Genomic DNA, 19,295 nt, shown 5'->3' with positions numbered 1-19,295 from the left:
GGTTAGGCTTTGTATCCAAAAAGTCTATTGTCATTAAAAGCAAAGGGACGCCGCAAACGGGATCCTGAATTAAAACGCTGTAACCGGAAATCAAGAAAAAAGAAGGGAGTGGTGAACCTGTATTTGACCATTTAAAGATCTTCAGAATATGGGTTAAACATTATCGAAATACAGGAAAAAGACTCGGCTTGAGATTCAATTTAATTGCTGAAATTTACAACTCGTAGTTAAGCGAAAAATGATTTATGAGAGAGGTTTAATTTAATGGCTTTAACCATTCATAAAAATACGGGGTTTATTTTGGTAAAGTTTTAATTATTTAAGTACGTTTGATTTTTCTAAAATAACACTAAAATTCTGGAATTAAATAAAAAATGCTTAGAAAATTTAATGAAAATCCTAAATATTATTTTTAATTTTTAATTTTTAATTTTTAATTTTTAATTAAATAATTTGAGTTTGAGTTTGAGTTTGAGTTTGAGTTTGAGTTTGAGTTTGAGTTTGAGTTTGAGTTTGAGTTTGAGTTTGAGTTTGAGTTTGAGTTTGAGTTTGAGTTTGAGTTTGGTTATTTTGGTCTTAAATAGCATTTAAAAAAATATTACATGTTTGAATTAAATTTTAAACATTATCTAACCTAGCTTGTTTTTATATATAGACCATATATTTTATATTAATTAAAAATAGATTAAACTCGATTTTTAAATTTATATTGAAGTCTAGATTTTATAATATATTTATTATGAAATTCTATGAACATAACTTGGTTCTCAAATTTGATATAAAAGCTGGGGTCGTAAAAATAAAACTTAAGACATCATAAAGTCTAAGAAGGGGAGGGTATATCATCAAGTTATACATAGCTAGTGTGAAATATGTCAATATTTATATTTAAAAAATATATATAAAAACAATAGGTTATTTTTCATATTAAAAAACTTTAAAAAAAATATAAATTTAAAAGTAAACAGATTTAGTGAAATTTTGAATGTTAAAAATTGTAAATTTAATTGACAATAATTTTTATTTCATTAATGTTGTTTTGCCTATTGTTTAGATTGAAATTTATGCACAAGAAAATAGATAAAAAAAATGGAGATTTAAAACAGTATTTTATACATGAATCTGTTTTTTTAATTTATTTTACTTGGAATGATTTAATTCAAGGAAGAGAAATAGAAAGAATTAATTATCTGGATTTTGATATCTGTGCAACTTGTATTGAAAATCATATATTTTTAATTAACTATTTTGAGTTATTTCTATTATCGAAAGAGGTTGTTAAGAAAATAGATATCATTAATTATGGAGGGGGTGGTCATAAAAATATTGCATGTATATATTTGGCTGATTGCGTAAAACGACTTAAAAAAATAGAAGATAAAGCTAATTTTTTTAGACATGTATTTTTAGATAATAATAGTCTTCAAGATAAAGATTTAATGAATGCATTTAAAATGTCGAAAATTTCTATCAGTCAATATGCAAAATTTTTGAATTTACCTTCTTCAAGTTTAAATATTTCTATTAAAAATCTATCAAGAGATTGAGTCTTTATGTCTGATATTTCTAAAATAAACTTATCGAAAGAGACCTTGAAAAAATTAATTGAATTAAGTATTGATCAATTAGCATTAGAATTCTCAGATCAACAGAGAATGCAACAGCAACATGATTTTTTTGAATCTTCATTAATGAGGATGCTTGAACAATACAAAAATGATGAGCTTGCTAACAGTGAGAGTGAAACTATTGTTATTCACAAAGACAAAGATGAAGAAATTAAGCAAAATGAATCAAACTTTGAATACTATTTTGTAGAAGATGAACAACTTTTTGCAAGTATTCGTGATGAATTAAAAAGTTGGCAAATAGAAACAACTTTTCAAAAAACGTTCTTTAATACTTTTTTGATTAAGAAAGGCAGCATTGGTAAATATCCATTTTATGCATTTGTTGCAGCATATCTTAAAAGTGAATTACCTTCCCAGCAAAAACAAAAACTCATGCATTTGGGTTTACGTATAGTTATTCACTTAAGTACCATTAAACAAAGTCGATCAAAACAAGAACGAATTCTTGCACACTTTCGTTTACTTTTTTTAAGTAAGAAAGCGGTTTATAAAAATTTCAGATCATTGCTCGACTTAGAGATATTACATAGAGCGAATTTTTATTCGTTAAATGATATTTGGAATTTAATAGCATCTTACTTTCTTAGGGATGCTAAGCATCCTATTGAATCTGATTTTTTTCAGCAATCAACAGATCAAACATCCGTAAAAACTGATGCTGATACACAATTTTTTTCGTTGTGGCGTAGTACTTTAAATAATATTCAGCGTAAACGCATTATTGTTAAAACCAAGAAAGAACAAAAATCTGTTATAGATATCGAAAAACCGTTGGACGGATTAAAAAAACCGGTGAAATTATTGGCTGAGGTCACGGATGGTGCTGATATTGAACCGGTAGATATTGCTTGTGTTGAGCTAGATTCACAGAGCGGTTTGGCAAAATTTTTGGCTGGAGAAGAAAAAGAATTCAGCAGTAAGGTTATTAATCAGATCATTCAAGATCAGTCTTGGGTAGAAAGAGCCTCATTATGTAATGATCATTTTTTTGATCAAGATTCGGGTCAAGCGCTATTTATGGGGCTACTTAAGGCTTTTAAGGAAACGCAGGCGAAAGATGATAAAGGATTATTGGCGACAGCCTTACTATCTTTTTTAACTGGAGAAAATGCAACAAATTTTCTATTAAAAGGGGAAAAGTTACATCCAAATTTAGAATTTAATAGAGTCGGACATTATCAAATTGTGCGTTGGAAAATTGAGTTGCAGATTACTGAATCCAAACGAATGTTTCAGAATAATAACTTAAGAGAACTACAAGTTCGTATTCCTAGTCCATTGGTTCAAGCTTTAAGAGATTCTGCTTTAAAAAATACTGCCCAAAATAGAACAAACATTGAACTTAAGATTAGGCAAGTTGCAAAAGAGCAAGGGCTTAGAATTGGTCCAATTTCTCTTATGCGTATCCAACGTCATCTTAAATTTATGTTAGAGCAAGAATGGAGTAATCAATACACTGCCAATCTCTTAGCACGAACACCATCAAACCAAGCAACGGGTAGTTATTATGGGCAAGTATCTAAACGAACAGCCGAAAATGATTACCTGCGTTATGTACAATATTTAAATAGTGGAAGAGATAATCAAGACTTAGAAAATGAATTACTCGCTCTTCCAGATCAGAATTTGCAATTTAGCGATGAATCTCAAGATGCATCAGATCTGATAGTGGGTAGTTCGTTTATTCCCGATAAAAAAGCTGTAAGTATATTGTTGGCTGGTCTTTTAAAAAAGATAAATCAGCCTGTGAATATCATTCAACAATTCAATGCTTACGCTGAATGGATTTGGCATACCAGTTTGATATTTCTTGCAGGACGACCGGTGATTGGAGTACCCACTAAACTCAGTAAGATGAGCTTAGATCATAATCTGTTAATCGTGTCAGATAAACAACAACGTGTAAATCAAGATAACTCCAGAATTCTGTATATACATCCATTTTTAAAGCAGGCTTTAACAAACTACTTGTCCTATTTAGAGAATTTTTTTAAAAAATATATGGTGTTTAATCCGAACCTCTACGAGATTTGGCAGAAGATACAGACAAGTGATTATGGGATAATACATTTAATCACGACCGATCAGATGCAGAAAAAAGCTCCTGATTCTCAAGGATATTTAGCTTTGCAAAAGTTCAATTTTTCTCTTATTGAGGGAATGCAGGCGTCTCAATGCCAGCAGATGAGTCGAGCTGATGTTCAGATTAAAGACCAGAAAAGTGGAAAAAAATGGGCAGATAATTGGCATCGTCATTTTTGCTATTCATATTTAATTAATTATCAAAATGAGGCAGGTCAATACTTGTCCAAAACCACTGTTAATCAGATCATGGGTCATGAAGACTTTAATGATGAGTTTTTAAATCCAAAAACTTCATCAGCGGCACTGGCTGATGTGACTGTAATAAAAAAAGCCTTGGATCAATTACTACTAGAGTTGGGTTTGGAGCAGGTTGCGTGAGTATAGAAAAAGCTGATGTTCAATTACCACTTGAATTTGCAGAACTGCTTAAAGGTTTAGAGTCTAAAGAAATTTTATCAAGCCAATTTGCTAAGAAATATGAACAGGCCAAAGTTCGGATAAAAAAACGTTTGGGCATTGATGAATATACTGAAGCTTTCACCCATTTAAAGCAGAAGATTGAACAGTTAAAACTGGATCAGAAAATTGCTGAAGATATTGAGATACCGACACAAGTGTATCGGTTAAAACGCGATCAGTTAAATAATGATCCGAATTTATTCATGCAAATTAAACAGATCCAACAACTAAGAGATGGTTTTTTAAAGGAATTATTAACCCATATAAAAGGTGCAGATGAAAAGCAAATTTTTCAAACTCTATTATTGAGTAGTGTGATATATGGAGGGTTGACTGATCTTGCCGCTTTACAAGCATTCGCTCGATGGCTTAGCTTACATTTGATGGGTAGTATAGTGCTTAAATCTGCACCCAAATGCAAATTAAAGGTAGATAGCAAAGAGCAAATACAATCGCAATTTAAGGAGTGTTTATTTGAACTTGGAGAGCTGCAATACGCCATAGAACAAGAAGAAAACTCTTCTATTTCAATTATGCAACAAAGGCTGATGCTTCATAAGCATTATATAAACTCGATGTGTTATAGACAATTAGACAAGCTGAAACAACATTTCGATCAGTTGGGAAAATCATTATCCCCTTTGTTTCAACAACAAGAAAAAATGCAGAGTTATATTACCACCATGTGGCATCTCACATCTTTAGAGCAAAAGCAATTGGGGGTATTTCTACAAACTATAAAGAAGCCTTGGAAGGTGAAAAGCTTTTTAAATAAAATAGACACTCTTTTATTTAAAGAACAAGCCTCTCTTCAATTACCTATACTCGAAAAGCGCTGGAATGACCTAGATAACCATTTTTGGGACATATGGATAGGCTACCGCTTGTTTTTTAACTTACAGGAGGAAATCCAACACAATGCTGCGGTTCATTACCCACTCTATTACCAGCAACAACCAGATGAACGATACCCATGTATTTTATTAAAAGTTGAGCAGTCAAATTATGGTATCCAATTAGGTAATAGGGTTTGTATGCCGAGATTGTGGCGAATGGACGAAGTGAGTAAAAGTTTGCTCATTTACTTGATGCGTTGTTTTGAAAAACGTTTTATACAGCAAGATAGTGAGGATATTGAAAACGGGGATTATTTAAAATTTGATGTGAATCTACTGGATAGGAATATAAATGTCTATTTATCCTATTATGCGAATTTGAAAAGTTTACTCAAAGATAAATTCGCTATCATCACGAGCTTAGAGTTATTGCCACATAATCATTTGGATCAATTTTTTAAGCAAATCGCTTGTTTTGAACAACAAAGCTGTAGCTTGCCACCAGAACAATGGCAACTGTTAAGACAGGGTAATATTAATAGTTTCTCGACTCAACTCATTCAAATACTAGATAGTGAAACTCAGCCAAAAATCAAAGATACAACAGAAGACGAAGGTATAACGAATAAAGACGAAGATGAAGATACAACCCCTACAGATGATTTTGAACACTATTTCTATTATGAAAATCAAGATCAAAAAAAATGTTTAGAAATTCGTGGTAAAAGCAAATTTCCAGAATTATTACAGCAATATCAAAGTTATGCAGATGAGTTAGAAAAGCGACAAAACAATCAAAAAATTTCAGCTATAGATCAAGGCGTATGGCATGCCTATTACCGTTTAGTGAAGTTTTTTATCTTTAAGATAAACAAGGCAATTGAGAAGAGGACTACAGTTGAACATTTCAGCAATGAACGATCAGTTTTATTGTCACGTTGGATGTTTATCTGTGCCCATGAAAAAATAGAACTACGTTCTTTTAATATGGAAGATTATCTGGATTTTTATCAAAGGATAATTGATTTAGCAAAAGACAGAGATACTGAAGAATCAAATAATGAGCTCATATCGACTGGTGAAAATTTAAAAAATAACAAGGTAGTCAGTCAGTTACGTAAATTATTAATAGAATTTCATGAATTTCAAAGTAAAGAGAAAGCTTTTAATCAATATGATTCTGAGAAAAATCAATCTGATGTTCTTGAACATGAATTGGGATTTCGTAACGTTCCTCCAATTAATAAAGATCAACTTGAAAAAATAGCAATGAAACATATAGTCGAAGCGCGCATGATTTCACCAGCAATTATGCAGCAACTCCAATTGGATTTAGAAAAGAAAATTGGGGGATTTGAAAATTTTAATTTTGATGTATCGCCATTTATTTTATTGTTTACGATATTGTATCGGACGGGTTTAAGGGCAAATGAGTTATTGGGCCTACGAGTCAAAGATGTGATTCAGGCGACACCTGAATCCCCAATTGTTTTTCGAATTTGTCCTAATCCTTTACGTCGGTTGAAGTCAAAAAAAGCAAAACGTCGTATCCCCATAAGTTTATTACTGACTGCACAAGAAAATGAATTACTCTCGAAATTCCTCAGTCAAAGATTTTCAAATAGTAAAAATAAGGATGCATTATTTATTTTTAATGGGCAAAAAATTACCGGAAATTTTCTTAATCAATTATTTAAAACCTGGCAATGGAATCGTTTAGGTCAGGCACCTTACAGGTTACATAGTTTCCGTCACACTGCAATCAATCAACTGTTTTTGGTCATGCATGCAGATCATGCTTTAATCGAAGGATATACCGATTATACACAGCCACATTCGACTCGAATTCGTGAAAAACTTTTGGGTATACATACCAATGTGGATTCTATTTCCCAGAAGAAATGGTTAGTTTTATCAGATTTATTTGGGCATGAGTCTTTAGCCACGACTGCAGAAACTTATTTACATGTAGCAGATCTGATCATCATGTCTAGTCTACAGCAGCAAACGTTTAAAATGCCTAAAAAGGTATATGAATATTTAATTCATAATAAGCAAAGTCATGATGAACAGCCTATTATTTTATCTTCCAAGCTATTGAATAAACAATGCAATTTCCTAAAATTTAAAACCAGTGCATCGTCACTTCCTTATTTGCAGCAACCAGTGGAATACAAGAAGTCTTCAGAAACCTTGTATTGGCATTATCCACTCGAAGTTTTTGGTCAATTATCCGCTTATGAAAAATCATTGCAGCAAGGTATTGAAACCAGTCTAAATCCAGATCTGCAAATGTATTGGCAAAGTGCAGAGCGTATAGCGATGGTAGCAGTTACCAACAGAAGGAGGTCGAGGCTAATTGATGACAAACGAAACGGAACAATTTTACCCAAAATGAGTAGTGAAATAGATCGCCGTAGTTATTTCTTACAGTTGAATAGGTCACTACAAAGGAAAGTGCTAACTTGGGTGGAACTTGATGATTTTAAGCGGATGTTAGAGATTATGGTTTTTAGGACTCGTCGTTCTGAGGCATTTATAAAGTTCTACAATACAGAACAAGATCGACTTTTCCTCGAAAATTTTAGAAATATGGGGATCTCTTTATTTGGCAAGCAAGTATGGCATTTAAGAGGTTATAATCCAGAGGAGAAGGAATTTGAAAAAATAAAAATAGATCACAATCTCAATGGTTTGAATAAGTATCAATATTTCGAGCTAACATTCAAATTTATCTATAAGCAAAAGACTATTCATTTTCAGGATTTTAGATCATATATGCATCTTTGGATGATCATGCATCCTAGCTTTTCGAATAAAAAATAGCCTAAGTGTGTTATCCAAAATTTTAAGCTAGGGTCTTTTTGACTAGTCTTCAGGGGGTATTTTCAATCGTGAAAAACAATCGAGTAATTCAATAGCCATTATTGATAGTTTGTAGAAGGAGGAATACCTATCCTTGAATGCTTCAAGTTTAAACTTGTGAGAAAAAATACAAATATTTTATGAATTTTTGAAAGCTCAGTTCACCAAATAAAAGAATTTTAATATATGTATTTGCATATATATGGAAATACATATATAAATATCTCTAAGTTTTTTAACAGCAGAGTCAGCAAAAATGACCTCGACCGTAAAGATTTACCACAATCCTGAGTGTGGTACGTCCAGGAATGCCTTGGCTTTAATCCAAAATGCAGGAATTGAGCCTACAGTTGTTCACTATTTACAAATGCCGCCATCGCAAGATGAGCTACGCCGCATGATTCAAGATGCAAATCTTACAGTTAGACAAGCTATACGAAGCAATGTAGCACCGTATTCTGATTTAGGGCTTGATCAAGAAGATTGGTCTGATGAACAACTTATAGATTTTATGCTGCAGTATCCGCTGTTAATTAACCGTCCTTTTGTAGTTACAGAATTGGGTACACGTCTGGCAAGACCATCAGAAGTGGTACTAGATATTTTACCTTTCCCACAAAAAGGTGCTTTTAGCAAAGAAGATGGTGAAAAAATAGTAGATGAAAATGGACAAAGATTGAAATAAAAAAATTGGTTAATATATGTGGATATTTATATATCCACATGAACAGAGAGGTGCAGCGATGGAACAAGTCAATTTCTTTAAATGTTTAGCGGACGAGACACGTCTGAACATTGTTGTCTTGGTAGCGAAGCATCAAGAGCTTTGTGTTTGTGACCTCACCGAAAAACTCCAACTGAGCCAGCCTAAAATTTCTCGCCATTTAGCTCTTTTACGTTCAGTCGGGCTACTAACCGATCGTCGTCAAGGGCAATGGGTGTATTACAGTATTAACCAAAAATTACCCGAGTGGTGTTTTGCAATTCTTGCAGAACTACAACCTACAGAAAGTCTGAATAAATCACCTATACCTGATTCTTGTATTCAAATTCATTGTGAGTAAAAAATGAAGTTTTTATTTCTTTGTACAGGCAATAGCTGCCGTAGCATCTTGTCAGAAGTTTTGTTTAATAGCCGTGCCCCGGAAGGTTGGAAAGCATATAGTGCTGGGAGTAAGCCTTCAGGACAAGTGCACCCGCTGACCATAGAAACCCTTGAAAACTTAGGGTTATCTACCGAAGGTTTATGGAGTAAAACGATTGATGACTGTGAACAGTACCAACCTGATGTTGTGATCACGGTATGTGACTCTGCTGCTCAAGAAGCCTGTCCACTTTATTTGGGTGGTGCAATCAAGGCACATTGGGGATTGGCTGATCCTTCACACCTAGAAGTGAATAAAGAAGAAAAAATGAAAGCCTTTATGAGCACTGTTGAACATATCAATAAACGCTTAGATGCTTTATTTGCCCTCGATGTAAATAAACTCTCTCGTCCTGAACTCATTGCTGAAATCAATAAAATTTCGAATGTCGAGTAAGAGATATGTCTGAAAAACGCTTATCCTTTTTAGATCGTAACCTGACGCTATGGATTTTTATTGCCATGGCTCTAGGTATTGCCATCGGGAACTTCTTTCCGCAAGCTTCTGTCGCACTCGATCAATTAAGTATCAACTCTGTGAATATTCCAATTGCAGTTGGTCTTATTCTGATGATGTATCCACCCCTGGCAAAAGTGAACTATGCGACGTTGCCACAAGTATTTAAAGATAAAAAAACACTAACTTTATCTTTAATACAAAACTGGCTAATTGCTCCAGTACTGATGTTTGCTCTGGCTATTATATTTTTACATAGCTATCCCGAATATATGACTGGTGTCATCCTGATCGGTCTAGCTCGATGTATTGCCATGGTATTGGTTTGGAATGGCCTAGCTTGTGGTGATAATCAATATGTTGCAGCCTTAGTTGCCTTTAACAGTATCTTCCAGATTTTATTCTTCAGTACCTATGCCTGGTTATTCCTGACCTTCCTGCCACCTTATTTCGGTGTTGCTTCACAGGTCATTCATGTTGATTTCTGGACCATCACCCATGCTGTTCTGGTTTATCTTGGTATTCCATTTCTGTTGGGTTTCTTAACGCGTTGGATTCTGGTGAAACAAAAAGGGGTAGAGTGGTATGAAACTCAGTTTATTCCGAAAATCAGCCCGCTGAGTTTAATGGCTTTACTGTTCACGATTCTGGCCATGTTTAGCCTAAAAGGTGGTGATGTCGTGAGTCTTCCACTGGAAGTTTTACGAATCGCGGTTCCTTTAACCATTTACTTCGTTTTGATGTTCTTTATCAGCTTCTTTATGAGTAAATGGATGGGCAATGACTATCCTAAGACCACAGCAATCGCATTTACTGCAGCCGGGAATAATTTTGAATTATCACTGGCAGTCGCAATTGCCACTTTTGGTATCGCTTCACCTGTTGCTTTTACCACGATTATTGGTCCATTGGTCGAAGTTCCGGTGTTGATTGCCTTGGTGAGTGTTTCGCTCTGGCTGAGAAAAAAAGTTTTTAAAGAGGCCTAATTCTATGAATCTCCCAAACGTAGATCTTAATCTTCTTGAGCAACCGACTTTTGAAAAAGTTCAGGCAAAAGAACTTGCTCATCCCCCTCGCATTTTGCTCCTTTACGGCTCGAATCGAGAACGCTCTTACAGTCGCCTTGCCGTTCTTGAAGCCGGTCGAATCCTGGAGCATTTTGGGGCGGAAGTAAAAATCTTTCATCCTAAAGGGCTTCCTTTACCTGAAGATGCGGATACTGAGCATCCAAAAGTAAAAGAGTTGCATGAACTTTTAGCATGGTCAGAAGGCATGGTCTGGTGTTCACCTGAACGCCATGGTTCTATGAGTTCAATTTTTAAATCACAAATAGATTGGATTCCACTGGCAGGAGGGGCAATCCGTGCCACCCAAGGTAAAACCCTTGCCTTGATGCAAGTCAGTGGTGGATCACAGTCATTTAACAGCCTGAACCAGATGCGTATTTTGGGGCGCTGGATGCGGATGATCACCATTCCAAATCAGTCTTCAATTCCGAAAGCTTTCTTGGAATTCGAAGAAGATGGACGAATGAAGCCTTCAGCTTTCTATGACCGGATTGTGGATGTCATGGAAGAGTTATTTAAGTTCACCCTACTGACTCGTGGTCAAAGCAAATACCTGACTGATCGTTATTCTGAACGCAAGGAATCGGCTGAAGAGTTGTCCAATCGTGTAAATCAGCGCAGTTTGTAAATGCTGGATGGTATTAAATACTGCGCCTCATTACCAGGTCAGTAACACTTTTATGCTGTACCGATGAAGTGCTGTTAAAGGTACAATGAATATTGTAAAAACCCAGTCTTCATGATTGGGTTTTTACATTAAAGAAGTCAGAGATAAATAAGGAAAAGGTGAAGGCTTTGAACCAGAAACAGACTGAAACTGATGTGATCATTATCGGTGGTGGGCAGGCCGCTTTATCTACCGCTTATTTTTTAAAGCGCAAGAAAATCCCATTCATTATATTGGATGAGCAAAATCAAGCAGGGGGTGCCTGGCTGCATACCTGGGAGTCATTGCGTCTTTTTTCTCCTAATACCTGGAGTTCTCTATCCGGTTGGATGATGCCCATCACTGAACAGACCTATCCAACACGAAATGAGGTGATCCAGTATTTATCGGCTTATGAACAGAGATATCAATTTTCGATTGTTCGTCCAGTACATGTCGATCGTGTGGAATCGAAGGGAAAGTATTTAGACGTATATGCTGGAGAAAAGTTTTGGCGAGCCAAGGTGGTGATCAGTGCAACAGGGACATGGCGCAAGCCGTTTATTCCTGATTATCCGGGACAGGAAAACTTTCAAGGCACGCAGTTACATTCAGCCCATTACCTGAATGCAGATCCATTTAAAGATAAGAAAGTCATCGTGGTGGGTGGGGGGAATTCGGGCGCGCAAATACTCGCTGAGGTTTCACAAGTTGCTGAAACCATTTGGGTCACAAAAACTCCGCCTCAATTTTTATCCGATGATGTGGACGGTCGTGTACTGTTTTTAAGAGCGACGGAACGCTTAAAAGCACAGCAAGAGGGTAAAGTCATTGATCAGCCTGTTGGGGGGCTTGGTGATATTGTGATGATTGATAGTGTTAAGGAGGCGAGGGAGAGAGAGGTTTTGCATAGTCGTCCGCCTTTTAAATCGTTTACCACAAATTCTGTCATTTGGCCTGATGGCTCTGAAGAACACGTTGATGCGGTCATCTGGTGCACGGGTTTTAAAGCCTCATTGGATCACTTGAGCAGTCTGGGTGCGGTAGAGCAAGATAACTCGGTAGAGGTTAAGGACGGAAGGTCGGTCAAGATCGCGAACTTGTGGTTAGTGGGATATGGAGACTGGACTGGACTAGCCTCTGCAACATTAATTGGCGTTTCTAGAACAGCGAGAGCCACAGTGGATGATGTTGCAGCTTATTTAGCCAATATTTGATTTGAGCATGGATAATATTTTGAAGAAACCTTTTTATCATCCCACTCTGAAAGAAGGTTTAAGAACTGCTTTGAAAGATGCCAGAAGACTGTTAAAGGATTGATAAAGGTTTCAACGTTCAGCCAGCACTTTTGATAATCTTTTGGTATGGGCGATCAATCGGTCCAGCCAGCGTTTTGCAGCAAGAAGCTTTAAACTTCTTGCTGCACTTAGCCGGTTTAAGGTGGCGTATTGCATCACCTCTTCACGTAAGGTTGCGCGGTTCTCATCTGTCCAGTGTTTAAGATTGGCCAGTTCCTGTTTAAAATTATCAATGACTTCAGCATTTTCTAAGAATTCCAAACTGGTTGCATAATGATCCAGAATATTTAGGAAATCTAAAGCCACTTGATAAATATGTGGTTGGGTCCGAATAACCAATGCATAGGAAACACCTTCCAAATCACTTCGCAGAACATGCATATAAACCATCATGCGTAATAAAAAGGTCAAGCGTTGTTTATCTTGTTGATATTCTGGAACCACAATTTTCTCTAAATAGGCTTCTAGCTGTTCAATCACTTCATCTAATTGCTGGAATTCTTTTGGGCTAACAGTCGCCCCATCCTGAAAAGCACGACGCAATATCTCAAACATCTGAATCAGGCTTTGATACGCTACTTTTTCTGCAGCAATGATTGCCACACTTGGAATCTCCAGATTAGATTCATCCAGAATTTCGAGCACACCGGACGTTTTCTGAGGTAAAAACTTACAAATGAGGTCATTAAATTGATGGATCAAAGGTATAAAAATACATGCGCCCATTACACTAAATAAAGTATGGAAGGCCGCCACTATAACGACCTCATCCCATGCAGCAATAGATTGAATATGATAATAGGTCCAGTTAAATAAGGGCAGCAATACAAAGAAAGCAAATACCGCACTGACCACATTAAAAACCACATGCACCGCTGCAGTCCGCTTGGCATTAACCGAGCCACCAATAACAGCCAGTACTGCAGTTGCCACTGTCCCGATATTTTGTCCAATCACCAGTAATAAGGCTTGCTGCAGGTCAATTGCTGTACTGGCTAAAGCAGCTAGAGTCGCAGTAATGGCTGCACTGGAAGACTGCAGCAAGATCGTCATGATCAGTCCAATCCAAACCAGAAACAGCTTTTGCCCAAATGAGTGATAGTTAAAAATTGACAAATCGACTTGTTTAGCAAATCCTGACATCGCAATCTGTAGTTGATCAATTCCAAAGAAAATCAGACCAAAACCTGCCAGTACAAAACCCAATAATGCTAAACGGCCATGGGTTAATAATTTTAACAGCGCGCCTAAAGCAATTAGAGGTAAGGCAAAAGTGGCAATAGAAAACTTAACCCCGAGCAAAGCCACCATCCAACCGGTACTGGTTGTTCCGATATTGGCACCAATAATCACCCCAATTGCTTGGGTAAAACTCAATACTCCCGCCCCGACAAAACCAATAGTCGCAAGGGTAGTGGCTGTAGAAGATTGGACAATCAAGGTCAGACCAATACCAGAACACAGTGATTTAAACGGTGTCCCTGTAAATTTGGTCAGCCATACTCGTAAAGTTTCACCTGCCATTTCTTTAAGACTGTCGGTCATTAAAATCATGCCAATTAAAAATAAACCAATACCGCCACACAGCTGAGCAATAATTTCGAGCACAGTTCTCTCAATGCATTTTTTACATCAGAATACAGCCTGATCAAGGTGATGTCATTAAGAGTGGCGATGGAATAGCTAAAATAGGATGTGCTCGTGGCAATAAAAGAAAAACCGGCAGTCTTCGAGTGACTTATTACTCGGTTATAGAGGAGGATTAAATATTCTTCTTGGTGATTTCAGTTAAAAATAACCTGATTGACACATAAACAGCGATCCTGAGTCTCAATTCGTGAAGGAGTAATTTTTTGGATAACAATTTATTTGATGAGCTAGTTTCTTCGATCAAAGAAGCCGGTGCGATAAAGCATAAAGCGATTAAAACCAGTCGAATTGTTGAGTTTGGCTCTTCTTATTTTTAGACAACAAAAAAAGCCTATTTTACAATGAGCTTTTCAATAATTAGATCACTACTTTATTAATTTATATATAGATACGCTAATCAGCAGATGGGATACTCAATTCATCATCTTTTGTAAAGATAACTGATGTCAAGATTGGAACACCCAGAATAGTGGGCACTAAAATGATCCATAAGTCCGTGGTTAGCTTACTTGAAAAGAAAAAGTGAATGGCGATAGCAGCCAGAATTAATACGGAAAACAAAATACTAGTGAAGCGAATTACAAATTTGAGAGGCATTTTTCTGCTCCTATGTGATTTTAGTTGTTATAAAGTATATGCCTTCTTTTGATATCTATATATTTGTTTTTTTAACCAAATATAAAGGTAAGCGTCTGGTCAAGATATCTCGGCAATTTTTACCCGTCATTTTAGGATTATAAGTATCTAATTATAATCAAAAAAAATTTAAAAATGAAATAGGACTCTACTCGATCTTGCGAAGCAGTACTTCTCAGGTGGAGGTAAATTTCGCAACAATTAACCTTGTTGATTTTGGATATACTGTTTAATTATTTTGAGTGGCGTACCACTGCATGAGGCAGAAAAATAAGAACGTGACCAAAGCACAGGTTTTACATAACTTCCCCCGTAAGTCTAAAAATTGATTTCGTATTCTTCTGCTTTTTACTGATTTTAAATTATTCACCAACTTGGAAATTTGAATGGTTGATGGGTATTGAATGAACATATGAACATGGTCTTCTTCACCATTGCACTCCTTTATTGATGCAGCCTAAAAACTTTTAAAATCATTGTCGAATTTTATCGAAGCAGAGGCAAAAGACTCGGCTTGAAATTTAATTTAGTTACTGAAATCTGTAACTTAGAGCTGAGAAAAATTATTTATAAAATAAGTTTTATGATATAAATATAATAAATCATCACTTAGGATTGATCTAGTGAGACAGGTTTTATTGGCGCTCAACTTAAATTTGCGTAGGTTAATCTTACTTTTAACCATTCTGAGTGTGACCTGTCTGTTTGTCTTTGCTTTATTCTTTGTAAATTATACAGTTAAAGAACGACTAATAGATAATTCCTTGGCGTTAAATGCAGAATATTCATCCAGAATTGCTGTACATACCAACTATCAGTTTGAGGAAATATTAAAAAATTTAAGATTCAGCACCCAGGTACTAGGCAAAAATTTTTCCAATGAAAGCTTGAGAAGCAGTGAAGCGGCGCGACTAAAAAGCCAGTCAGGAAATTTCAACAGTGTGTTTCTGGCTGACAGTGAAGGTCATATCATTTCATTTTTCCCGACGACCTTAAAGATTGATTCAAAACAGATCCAGAAAACATATGGCATTACCGAGTCACTCAGGCACAAGCAAACTTATATTTCTTCTCCGTACTGGTCTTCGACGAAAAAACTGATCGTCATTGTTTCTGAACCGATCTTTGATGACAAAGGACAATATTTGGGTTTTATTGCGGGCACGATTTATCTGCAGAGTAAGAATTTGGTCAGTGAAATGCTGGCATCCAAATATGGCTATAAGAAAAATTATACCTATGTCATGGATGACCAAAAACGAATCATTTTTCATGCCGATACTCAGCAAATTGGCCAGAAAGTCCAGACCAGTGACGGATTAACAACGATGCTGAATCAACAGGATGGAGCTTTCCGCCTGATGAACAGTAAAGGAATAGACAGTCTGGTCGGTTTCTCGCATATTCCCAGTGTGAACTGGATTGTGGTGTCACAGCAGCCGATTGATGAGCTATTTGCTCAGGCCAACAGCATCATTTTCAAAGTGTCCATCGGAATTACACTATTCTATTTATTCATTTTCTTTATGGTCTGGCGTTTATCTGGTTTTATTGCACTGCCTTTAAACCATTTAGCGAAAATGGCCAGTATGCTCAGTCGGCCGGATGTTCAGGAAAAAATTAACAAAATCGACCCTTTGTATTTTGAAGTCGATCAATTCAAAAATTCCCTGATGCTAAGCTGTCAGAATTTTAATGAAAAAATTGATGAGCTGAATCAGTCGGTGAATACCGATCCGCTGACCGGTTTATACAATCGCCGTGGGATGAACCTGTTTATTGAAGAATTTGTGCGTATGCGTACCGAGTTTGCTGTGCTGGCAGTGGATATCGACTTCTTTAAAAAGGTGAACGATACCTATGGCCATGACAAAGGCGATGTGGTCTTAAAAAGGCTGGCGAGCGTGATGAAATATCATTTTCGTGACAATGATATTTGCTGCCGTTCAGGGGGGAGGAGTTTATTATTTTAATGGCTACTTCGGATCCGGAAATTACTTTTCAGGCCGCGGAACGGCTACGAAAAGCGGTTGAACTCACAGAGATGGAGGATATGGGAACGGTGACCATTTCAATTGGTATCGCTTACTGGCCTCGAAATTCTGAAGATGTAGAGGACGTTCTGAGAATGGCGGATCAAAAACTGTATCAAGCCAAGCATGAGGGGCGTAACTGTACGCGCTAGATTCCAGACATCCACTAATTAAAATTCACCGTTGAGCCTAATCTATCTTATTGGCTGTAAACAGGTTTTATCCATTTATTCACAGATAATTCACATAGGCCTAATGATATAATTATCATGTAAATTTTTAGCTAACACAAAACTTTGAACGAGTTTATCAAATGGAGCGTAAAACTCTGTCCTTCAGGGCAGAGATATAAGCGACACGACATGAAATGTCGTTGGATTTTTTTAAAATCAACACCTTTAATTTAACATGATCTAAAATAAGCCCATGAAAACACTTAAATTACGCATAAAAGACAAACATTGCAAGGTGCTAGACCAATTAGCATCTGAGGTGAACTTTGTTTGGAATTATGTGAATGATTTAAGTTTTAAGCACCTCAAAAGAAAAGGTGAGTTTTTAAGTTCATATGATATTGATAAGTACACTAAGGGCGCATCTAAAGAGTGTGGATTGCATAGCCAAACTATTCAGGCGATTTCGGCTGAATTGGTCACACGTAGAAAACAATTCAAAAAAGCGAAACTCAAATGGCGTGTCAGCAACAAAAAATCAGCAAGAAGATCACTTGGATGGATACTATTCAAGAAAGTAGCAATCAAATATGCTGATGGTTTTGTTCAATATGGCAAGCATCAATTTAAAATATGGGATAGCTACGGATTAAGTCAATACAGTATTAAAACAGGTTCATTTGTCGAGGATGCGCGTGGCCGCTGGTATGTCTGCTTGGTTGTGGATAGTCCTAAAACTGAGAAATCGACAGGAACTAAAGCGATCGGGATTGATTTGGGCTTAAAGGATATAGCCACTTGTTCCGATGGTACGGTAATTTCAAATCCCAAGTTCTACCGTCAATATGAACAGAAATTAGGGATTGCTCAACGAGCAAAGAATAAAAAGTGTGTCCGTGCATGACACGCCAAGATTGCAAACAGTCGTAAAGACCATTTGCATAAGGCCAGTACTGAACTGGTCCGGGAAAATGCACTGATTGTTGTAGGTGATCTGAGTGCGAAAAAACTAGTGAAAACCAAAATGGCAAAGTCTGTTTTAGATGCAAGTTTTTCAGCACTAAAAACAATGCTCAAGTATAAATGCGAGAACGCAGGGGTATTGTTTGAAGAAGTCAACGAGAGATTCACAACCCAAATCTGTTCGTGCTGTGGTGAGATCACCGCAAGCAGTCCGAAAGGTAGAGCAGATTTGCGAATAAGAGTATGGGAATGTGAATGCGGAAGTCTAAATCAGTGATTTAAATTCTGCTAAGAACATACTTGCGCTTGGGCATAAGCGTCTAGAAGTAGGAATCATCCTCCTTTCAGGTGGGTGAGGATGTCAATATTATGTATCTGCTTCAATGAAAGAACACTTTATCCAAGCCTATGCGAATGCAGAAGAGGTATTAAAACAAGCAAGCGAAATTGCATATGCGGCGGGTGTTCAAGTAGAAACAAAAGTCCTAAAAAGCGTACTGTTTGAAGAGGGTATTGTTGAAACTGCCAAACAGCTTGAAACTGATCTCATTGTGATGGGATGGCATGGTCGTAAAGGTTTTAAAAAATGGATACTCGGAAGTGTGGCCACAGCTGTACTTTGCTCAACGGAATTGCCCGTGATGGTCATAAAATCTTAATGTCTATATAACATATACACTTAAAATATAAGGAGTCTAAAAAATGGCGAGTTCTAAAAAAGAATCTAAAACAATGAAAATTGATATTGGCATTTCTCATAGTGATCGTGCCAAAATTGTTGAAGGTTTATCCAAACTGCTAGCGGATAGCTATACCTTGTATTTGATGACCCATAACTTTCATTGGAACGTGACTGGGCCACAATTCAATAGCTTACATAACATGTTTATGACTCAATATACGGAGCAATGGAATGCCTTGGATATCATTGCTGAGCGAATTCGTGCTTTAGGCTTTCCTGCTCCTGGAACCTATAAACAATTTGTAAAATTAACCGCAATTAAAGAAGTAGAAGGTGTTCCTAAAGCGGAGGAAATGGTCAGCCTGCTGGTTAATGCACATGAAACTGTTGCGCGAACTGCTCGAAGTATCTTTTCCATCGTGGATGAAGTTAATGACCAGCCAACAGCTGATCTGATTACACAAAGACTTGAAGTCCATGAAAAAACAGCCTGGATGTTAAGAAGTCTTTTAGAAGAGTAACAATCTAGAGTCAGTCTACCAATTTTTATATAAATTGGCAGACTGATCATTCTTGATTTAAGAAAAGTGATTTTGCTTTGCCGATTAAATTTTGCTTATTCGCTATTTTTATTCACCGATAAAATCACTTGTGGATTGCTATCAAGCTT

Annotated in this window: 14 protein-coding genes and 5 pseudogenes; 15 read left to right on the top strand and 4 right to left on the bottom strand. The window is 36.5% G+C overall.

Annotated elements, in window-relative coordinates; all coding sequences use genetic code 11:
- Positions 1-440: 440 nt before the first annotated feature.
- Complete coding sequence (locus tag HLH14_RS13290; protein WP_171533239.1) at positions 441-587, bottom strand: hypothetical protein; 147 nt, start codon at positions 585-587, stop codon at positions 441-443.
- A gap of 477 nt (positions 588-1,064) precedes the next feature.
- Between HLH14_RS13290 and HLH14_RS13285 the strand changes: the two genes are divergently transcribed.
- From HLH14_RS13285 to HLH14_RS16045, 10 genes and pseudogenes are all read left to right on the top strand, one after another.
- Entirely contained in the window at positions 1,065-1,547 is a 483-nt protein-coding gene (locus HLH14_RS13285; protein ID WP_171533238.1) for a hypothetical protein, read from the top strand.
- Between the two features lie 6 nt (positions 1,548-1,553).
- Positions 1,554-4,094 (top strand): hypothetical protein, encoded by a 2,541-nt coding sequence (locus HLH14_RS13280; RefSeq protein WP_171533237.1) that lies wholly within the window; start codon positions 1,554-1,556, stop codon positions 4,092-4,094.
- On the top strand, positions 4,091-7,837 hold the full coding sequence (locus HLH14_RS16230; RefSeq protein WP_171533236.1) for a tyrosine-type recombinase/integrase: 3,747 nt from the start codon (positions 4,091-4,093) through the stop codon (positions 7,835-7,837). Before HLH14_RS13280 ends, HLH14_RS16230 begins: the two co-directional genes overlap by 4 nt.
- 295 nt (positions 7,838-8,132) lie before the next feature.
- Entirely contained in the window at positions 8,133-8,561 is a 429-nt protein-coding gene (arsC, locus tag HLH14_RS13270) for an arsenate reductase (glutaredoxin) (RefSeq protein ID WP_171533235.1), read from the top strand.
- 58 nt (positions 8,562-8,619) lie between these two features.
- Complete coding sequence (locus tag HLH14_RS13265) at positions 8,620-8,940, top strand: ArsR/SmtB family transcription factor (RefSeq protein WP_067723725.1); 321 nt, start codon at positions 8,620-8,622, stop codon at positions 8,938-8,940.
- 3 nt (positions 8,941-8,943) lie between these two features.
- Positions 8,944-9,417 (top strand): arsenate reductase ArsC, encoded by a 474-nt coding sequence (locus HLH14_RS13260; RefSeq protein WP_067723681.1) that lies wholly within the window; start codon positions 8,944-8,946, stop codon positions 9,415-9,417.
- A 5-nt stretch (positions 9,418-9,422) separates the two neighbouring features.
- Complete coding sequence (arsB, locus tag HLH14_RS13255; RefSeq protein ID WP_067723682.1) at positions 9,423-10,463, top strand: ACR3 family arsenite efflux transporter; 1,041 nt, start codon at positions 9,423-9,425, stop codon at positions 10,461-10,463.
- Between the two features lie 4 nt (positions 10,464-10,467).
- Complete coding sequence (arsH, locus tag HLH14_RS13250; RefSeq protein ID WP_067723683.1) at positions 10,468-11,172, top strand: arsenical resistance protein ArsH; 705 nt, start codon at positions 10,468-10,470, stop codon at positions 11,170-11,172.
- 167 nt (positions 11,173-11,339) lie between these two features.
- Positions 11,340-12,407: an ArsO family NAD(P)H-dependent flavin-containing monooxygenase gene (locus HLH14_RS13245; RefSeq protein ID WP_171533234.1), complete on the top strand. Its 1,068-nt coding sequence runs from the start codon at positions 11,340-11,342 to the stop codon at positions 12,405-12,407.
- A 16-nt stretch (positions 12,408-12,423) separates the two neighbouring features.
- Positions 12,424-12,510, top strand: a pseudogene (locus tag HLH14_RS16045) (hypothetical protein); the annotation flags it as partial.
- Positions 12,511-12,518: 8 nt separating this feature from the next.
- Here HLH14_RS16045 and HLH14_RS13240 read toward each other — a convergent pair.
- The gene (locus HLH14_RS13240) at positions 12,519-14,096 is read right to left on the bottom strand and encodes a Na/Pi cotransporter family protein (RefSeq protein ID WP_086194117.1); all 1,578 of its coding nucleotides are present in this window, start codon (positions 14,094-14,096) and stop codon (positions 12,519-12,521) included.
- Between the two features lie 245 nt (positions 14,097-14,341).
- Here HLH14_RS13240 and HLH14_RS13235 point away from each other — a divergent pair.
- Positions 14,342-14,434, top strand: a pseudogene (locus HLH14_RS13235) (transcriptional regulator); the annotation flags it as partial.
- 97 nt (positions 14,435-14,531) lie between these two features.
- Here HLH14_RS13235 and HLH14_RS16035 read toward each other — a convergent pair.
- Positions 14,532-14,735, bottom strand: coding sequence for a hypothetical protein (locus HLH14_RS16035; RefSeq protein ID WP_067723685.1), 204 nt, complete (start codon positions 14,733-14,735; stop codon positions 14,532-14,534).
- 240 nt (positions 14,736-14,975) lie between these two features.
- Positions 14,976-15,228, bottom strand: a pseudogene (tnpA, locus tag HLH14_RS13230) (IS200/IS605 family transposase); the annotation flags it as partial.
- Positions 15,229-15,397: 169 nt separating this feature from the next.
- Here tnpA and HLH14_RS13225 point away from each other — a divergent pair.
- From HLH14_RS13225 to HLH14_RS13210, 4 genes and pseudogenes are all read left to right on the top strand, one after another.
- Positions 15,398-16,959, top strand: a pseudogene (locus HLH14_RS13225) (sensor domain-containing diguanylate cyclase).
- Positions 16,960-17,233: 274 nt separating this feature from the next.
- Positions 17,234-18,299 (top strand): annotated as a pseudogene (locus HLH14_RS13220) (RNA-guided endonuclease InsQ/TnpB family protein).
- 27 nt (positions 18,300-18,326) lie between these two features.
- Positions 18,327-18,602, top strand: coding sequence for a universal stress protein (locus HLH14_RS13215; RefSeq protein WP_086194124.1), 276 nt, complete (start codon positions 18,327-18,329; stop codon positions 18,600-18,602).
- Between the two features lie 43 nt (positions 18,603-18,645).
- Positions 18,646-19,146: a Dps family protein gene (locus HLH14_RS13210; protein WP_171533233.1), complete on the top strand. Its 501-nt coding sequence runs from the start codon at positions 18,646-18,648 to the stop codon at positions 19,144-19,146.
- Positions 19,147-19,295 lie beyond the last annotated feature (149 nt).

The sequence above is a fragment of the Acinetobacter terrae genome, assembly GCF_013004375.1.
Lineage (GTDB): Bacteria > Pseudomonadota > Gammaproteobacteria > Pseudomonadales > Moraxellaceae > Acinetobacter > Acinetobacter terrae.
Note: the sequence above shows the minus strand (reverse complement) of the source record. Positions and strands in the feature narration are given on the sequence as shown.

Bases quoted from the DNA above. Each gene is read 5' to 3' on its own strand.
- HLH14_RS13290 (WP_171533239.1), bottom strand. From the start codon at position 587: ATGCTATTTAAGACCAAAATAACCAAACTCAAACTCAAACTCAAACTC.
- arsH (WP_067723683.1), top strand. From the start codon at position 10,468: ATGAATCTCCCAAACGTAGATCTTAATCTTCTTGAGCAACCGACTTTT.
- HLH14_RS13260 (WP_067723681.1), top strand. From the start codon at position 8,944: ATGAAGTTTTTATTTCTTTGTACAGGCAATAGCTGCCGTAGCATCTTG.
- arsB (WP_067723682.1), top strand. From the start codon at position 9,423: ATGTCTGAAAAACGCTTATCCTTTTTAGATCGTAACCTGACGCTATGG.
- HLH14_RS13285 (WP_171533238.1), top strand. From the start codon at position 1,065: ATGCACAAGAAAATAGATAAAAAAAATGGAGATTTAAAACAGTATTTT.
- arsC (WP_171533235.1), top strand. From the start codon at position 8,133: ATGACCTCGACCGTAAAGATTTACCACAATCCTGAGTGTGGTACGTCC.
- HLH14_RS13215 (WP_086194124.1), top strand. From the start codon at position 18,327: ATGAAAGAACACTTTATCCAAGCCTATGCGAATGCAGAAGAGGTATTA.
- HLH14_RS13210 (WP_171533233.1), top strand. From the start codon at position 18,646: ATGGCGAGTTCTAAAAAAGAATCTAAAACAATGAAAATTGATATTGGC.
- HLH14_RS13265 (WP_067723725.1), top strand. From the start codon at position 8,620: ATGGAACAAGTCAATTTCTTTAAATGTTTAGCGGACGAGACACGTCTG.
- HLH14_RS16035 (WP_067723685.1), bottom strand. From the start codon at position 14,735: ATGCCTCTCAAATTTGTAATTCGCTTCACTAGTATTTTGTTTTCCGTA.
- HLH14_RS13280 (WP_171533237.1), top strand. From the start codon at position 1,554: ATGTCTGATATTTCTAAAATAAACTTATCGAAAGAGACCTTGAAAAAA.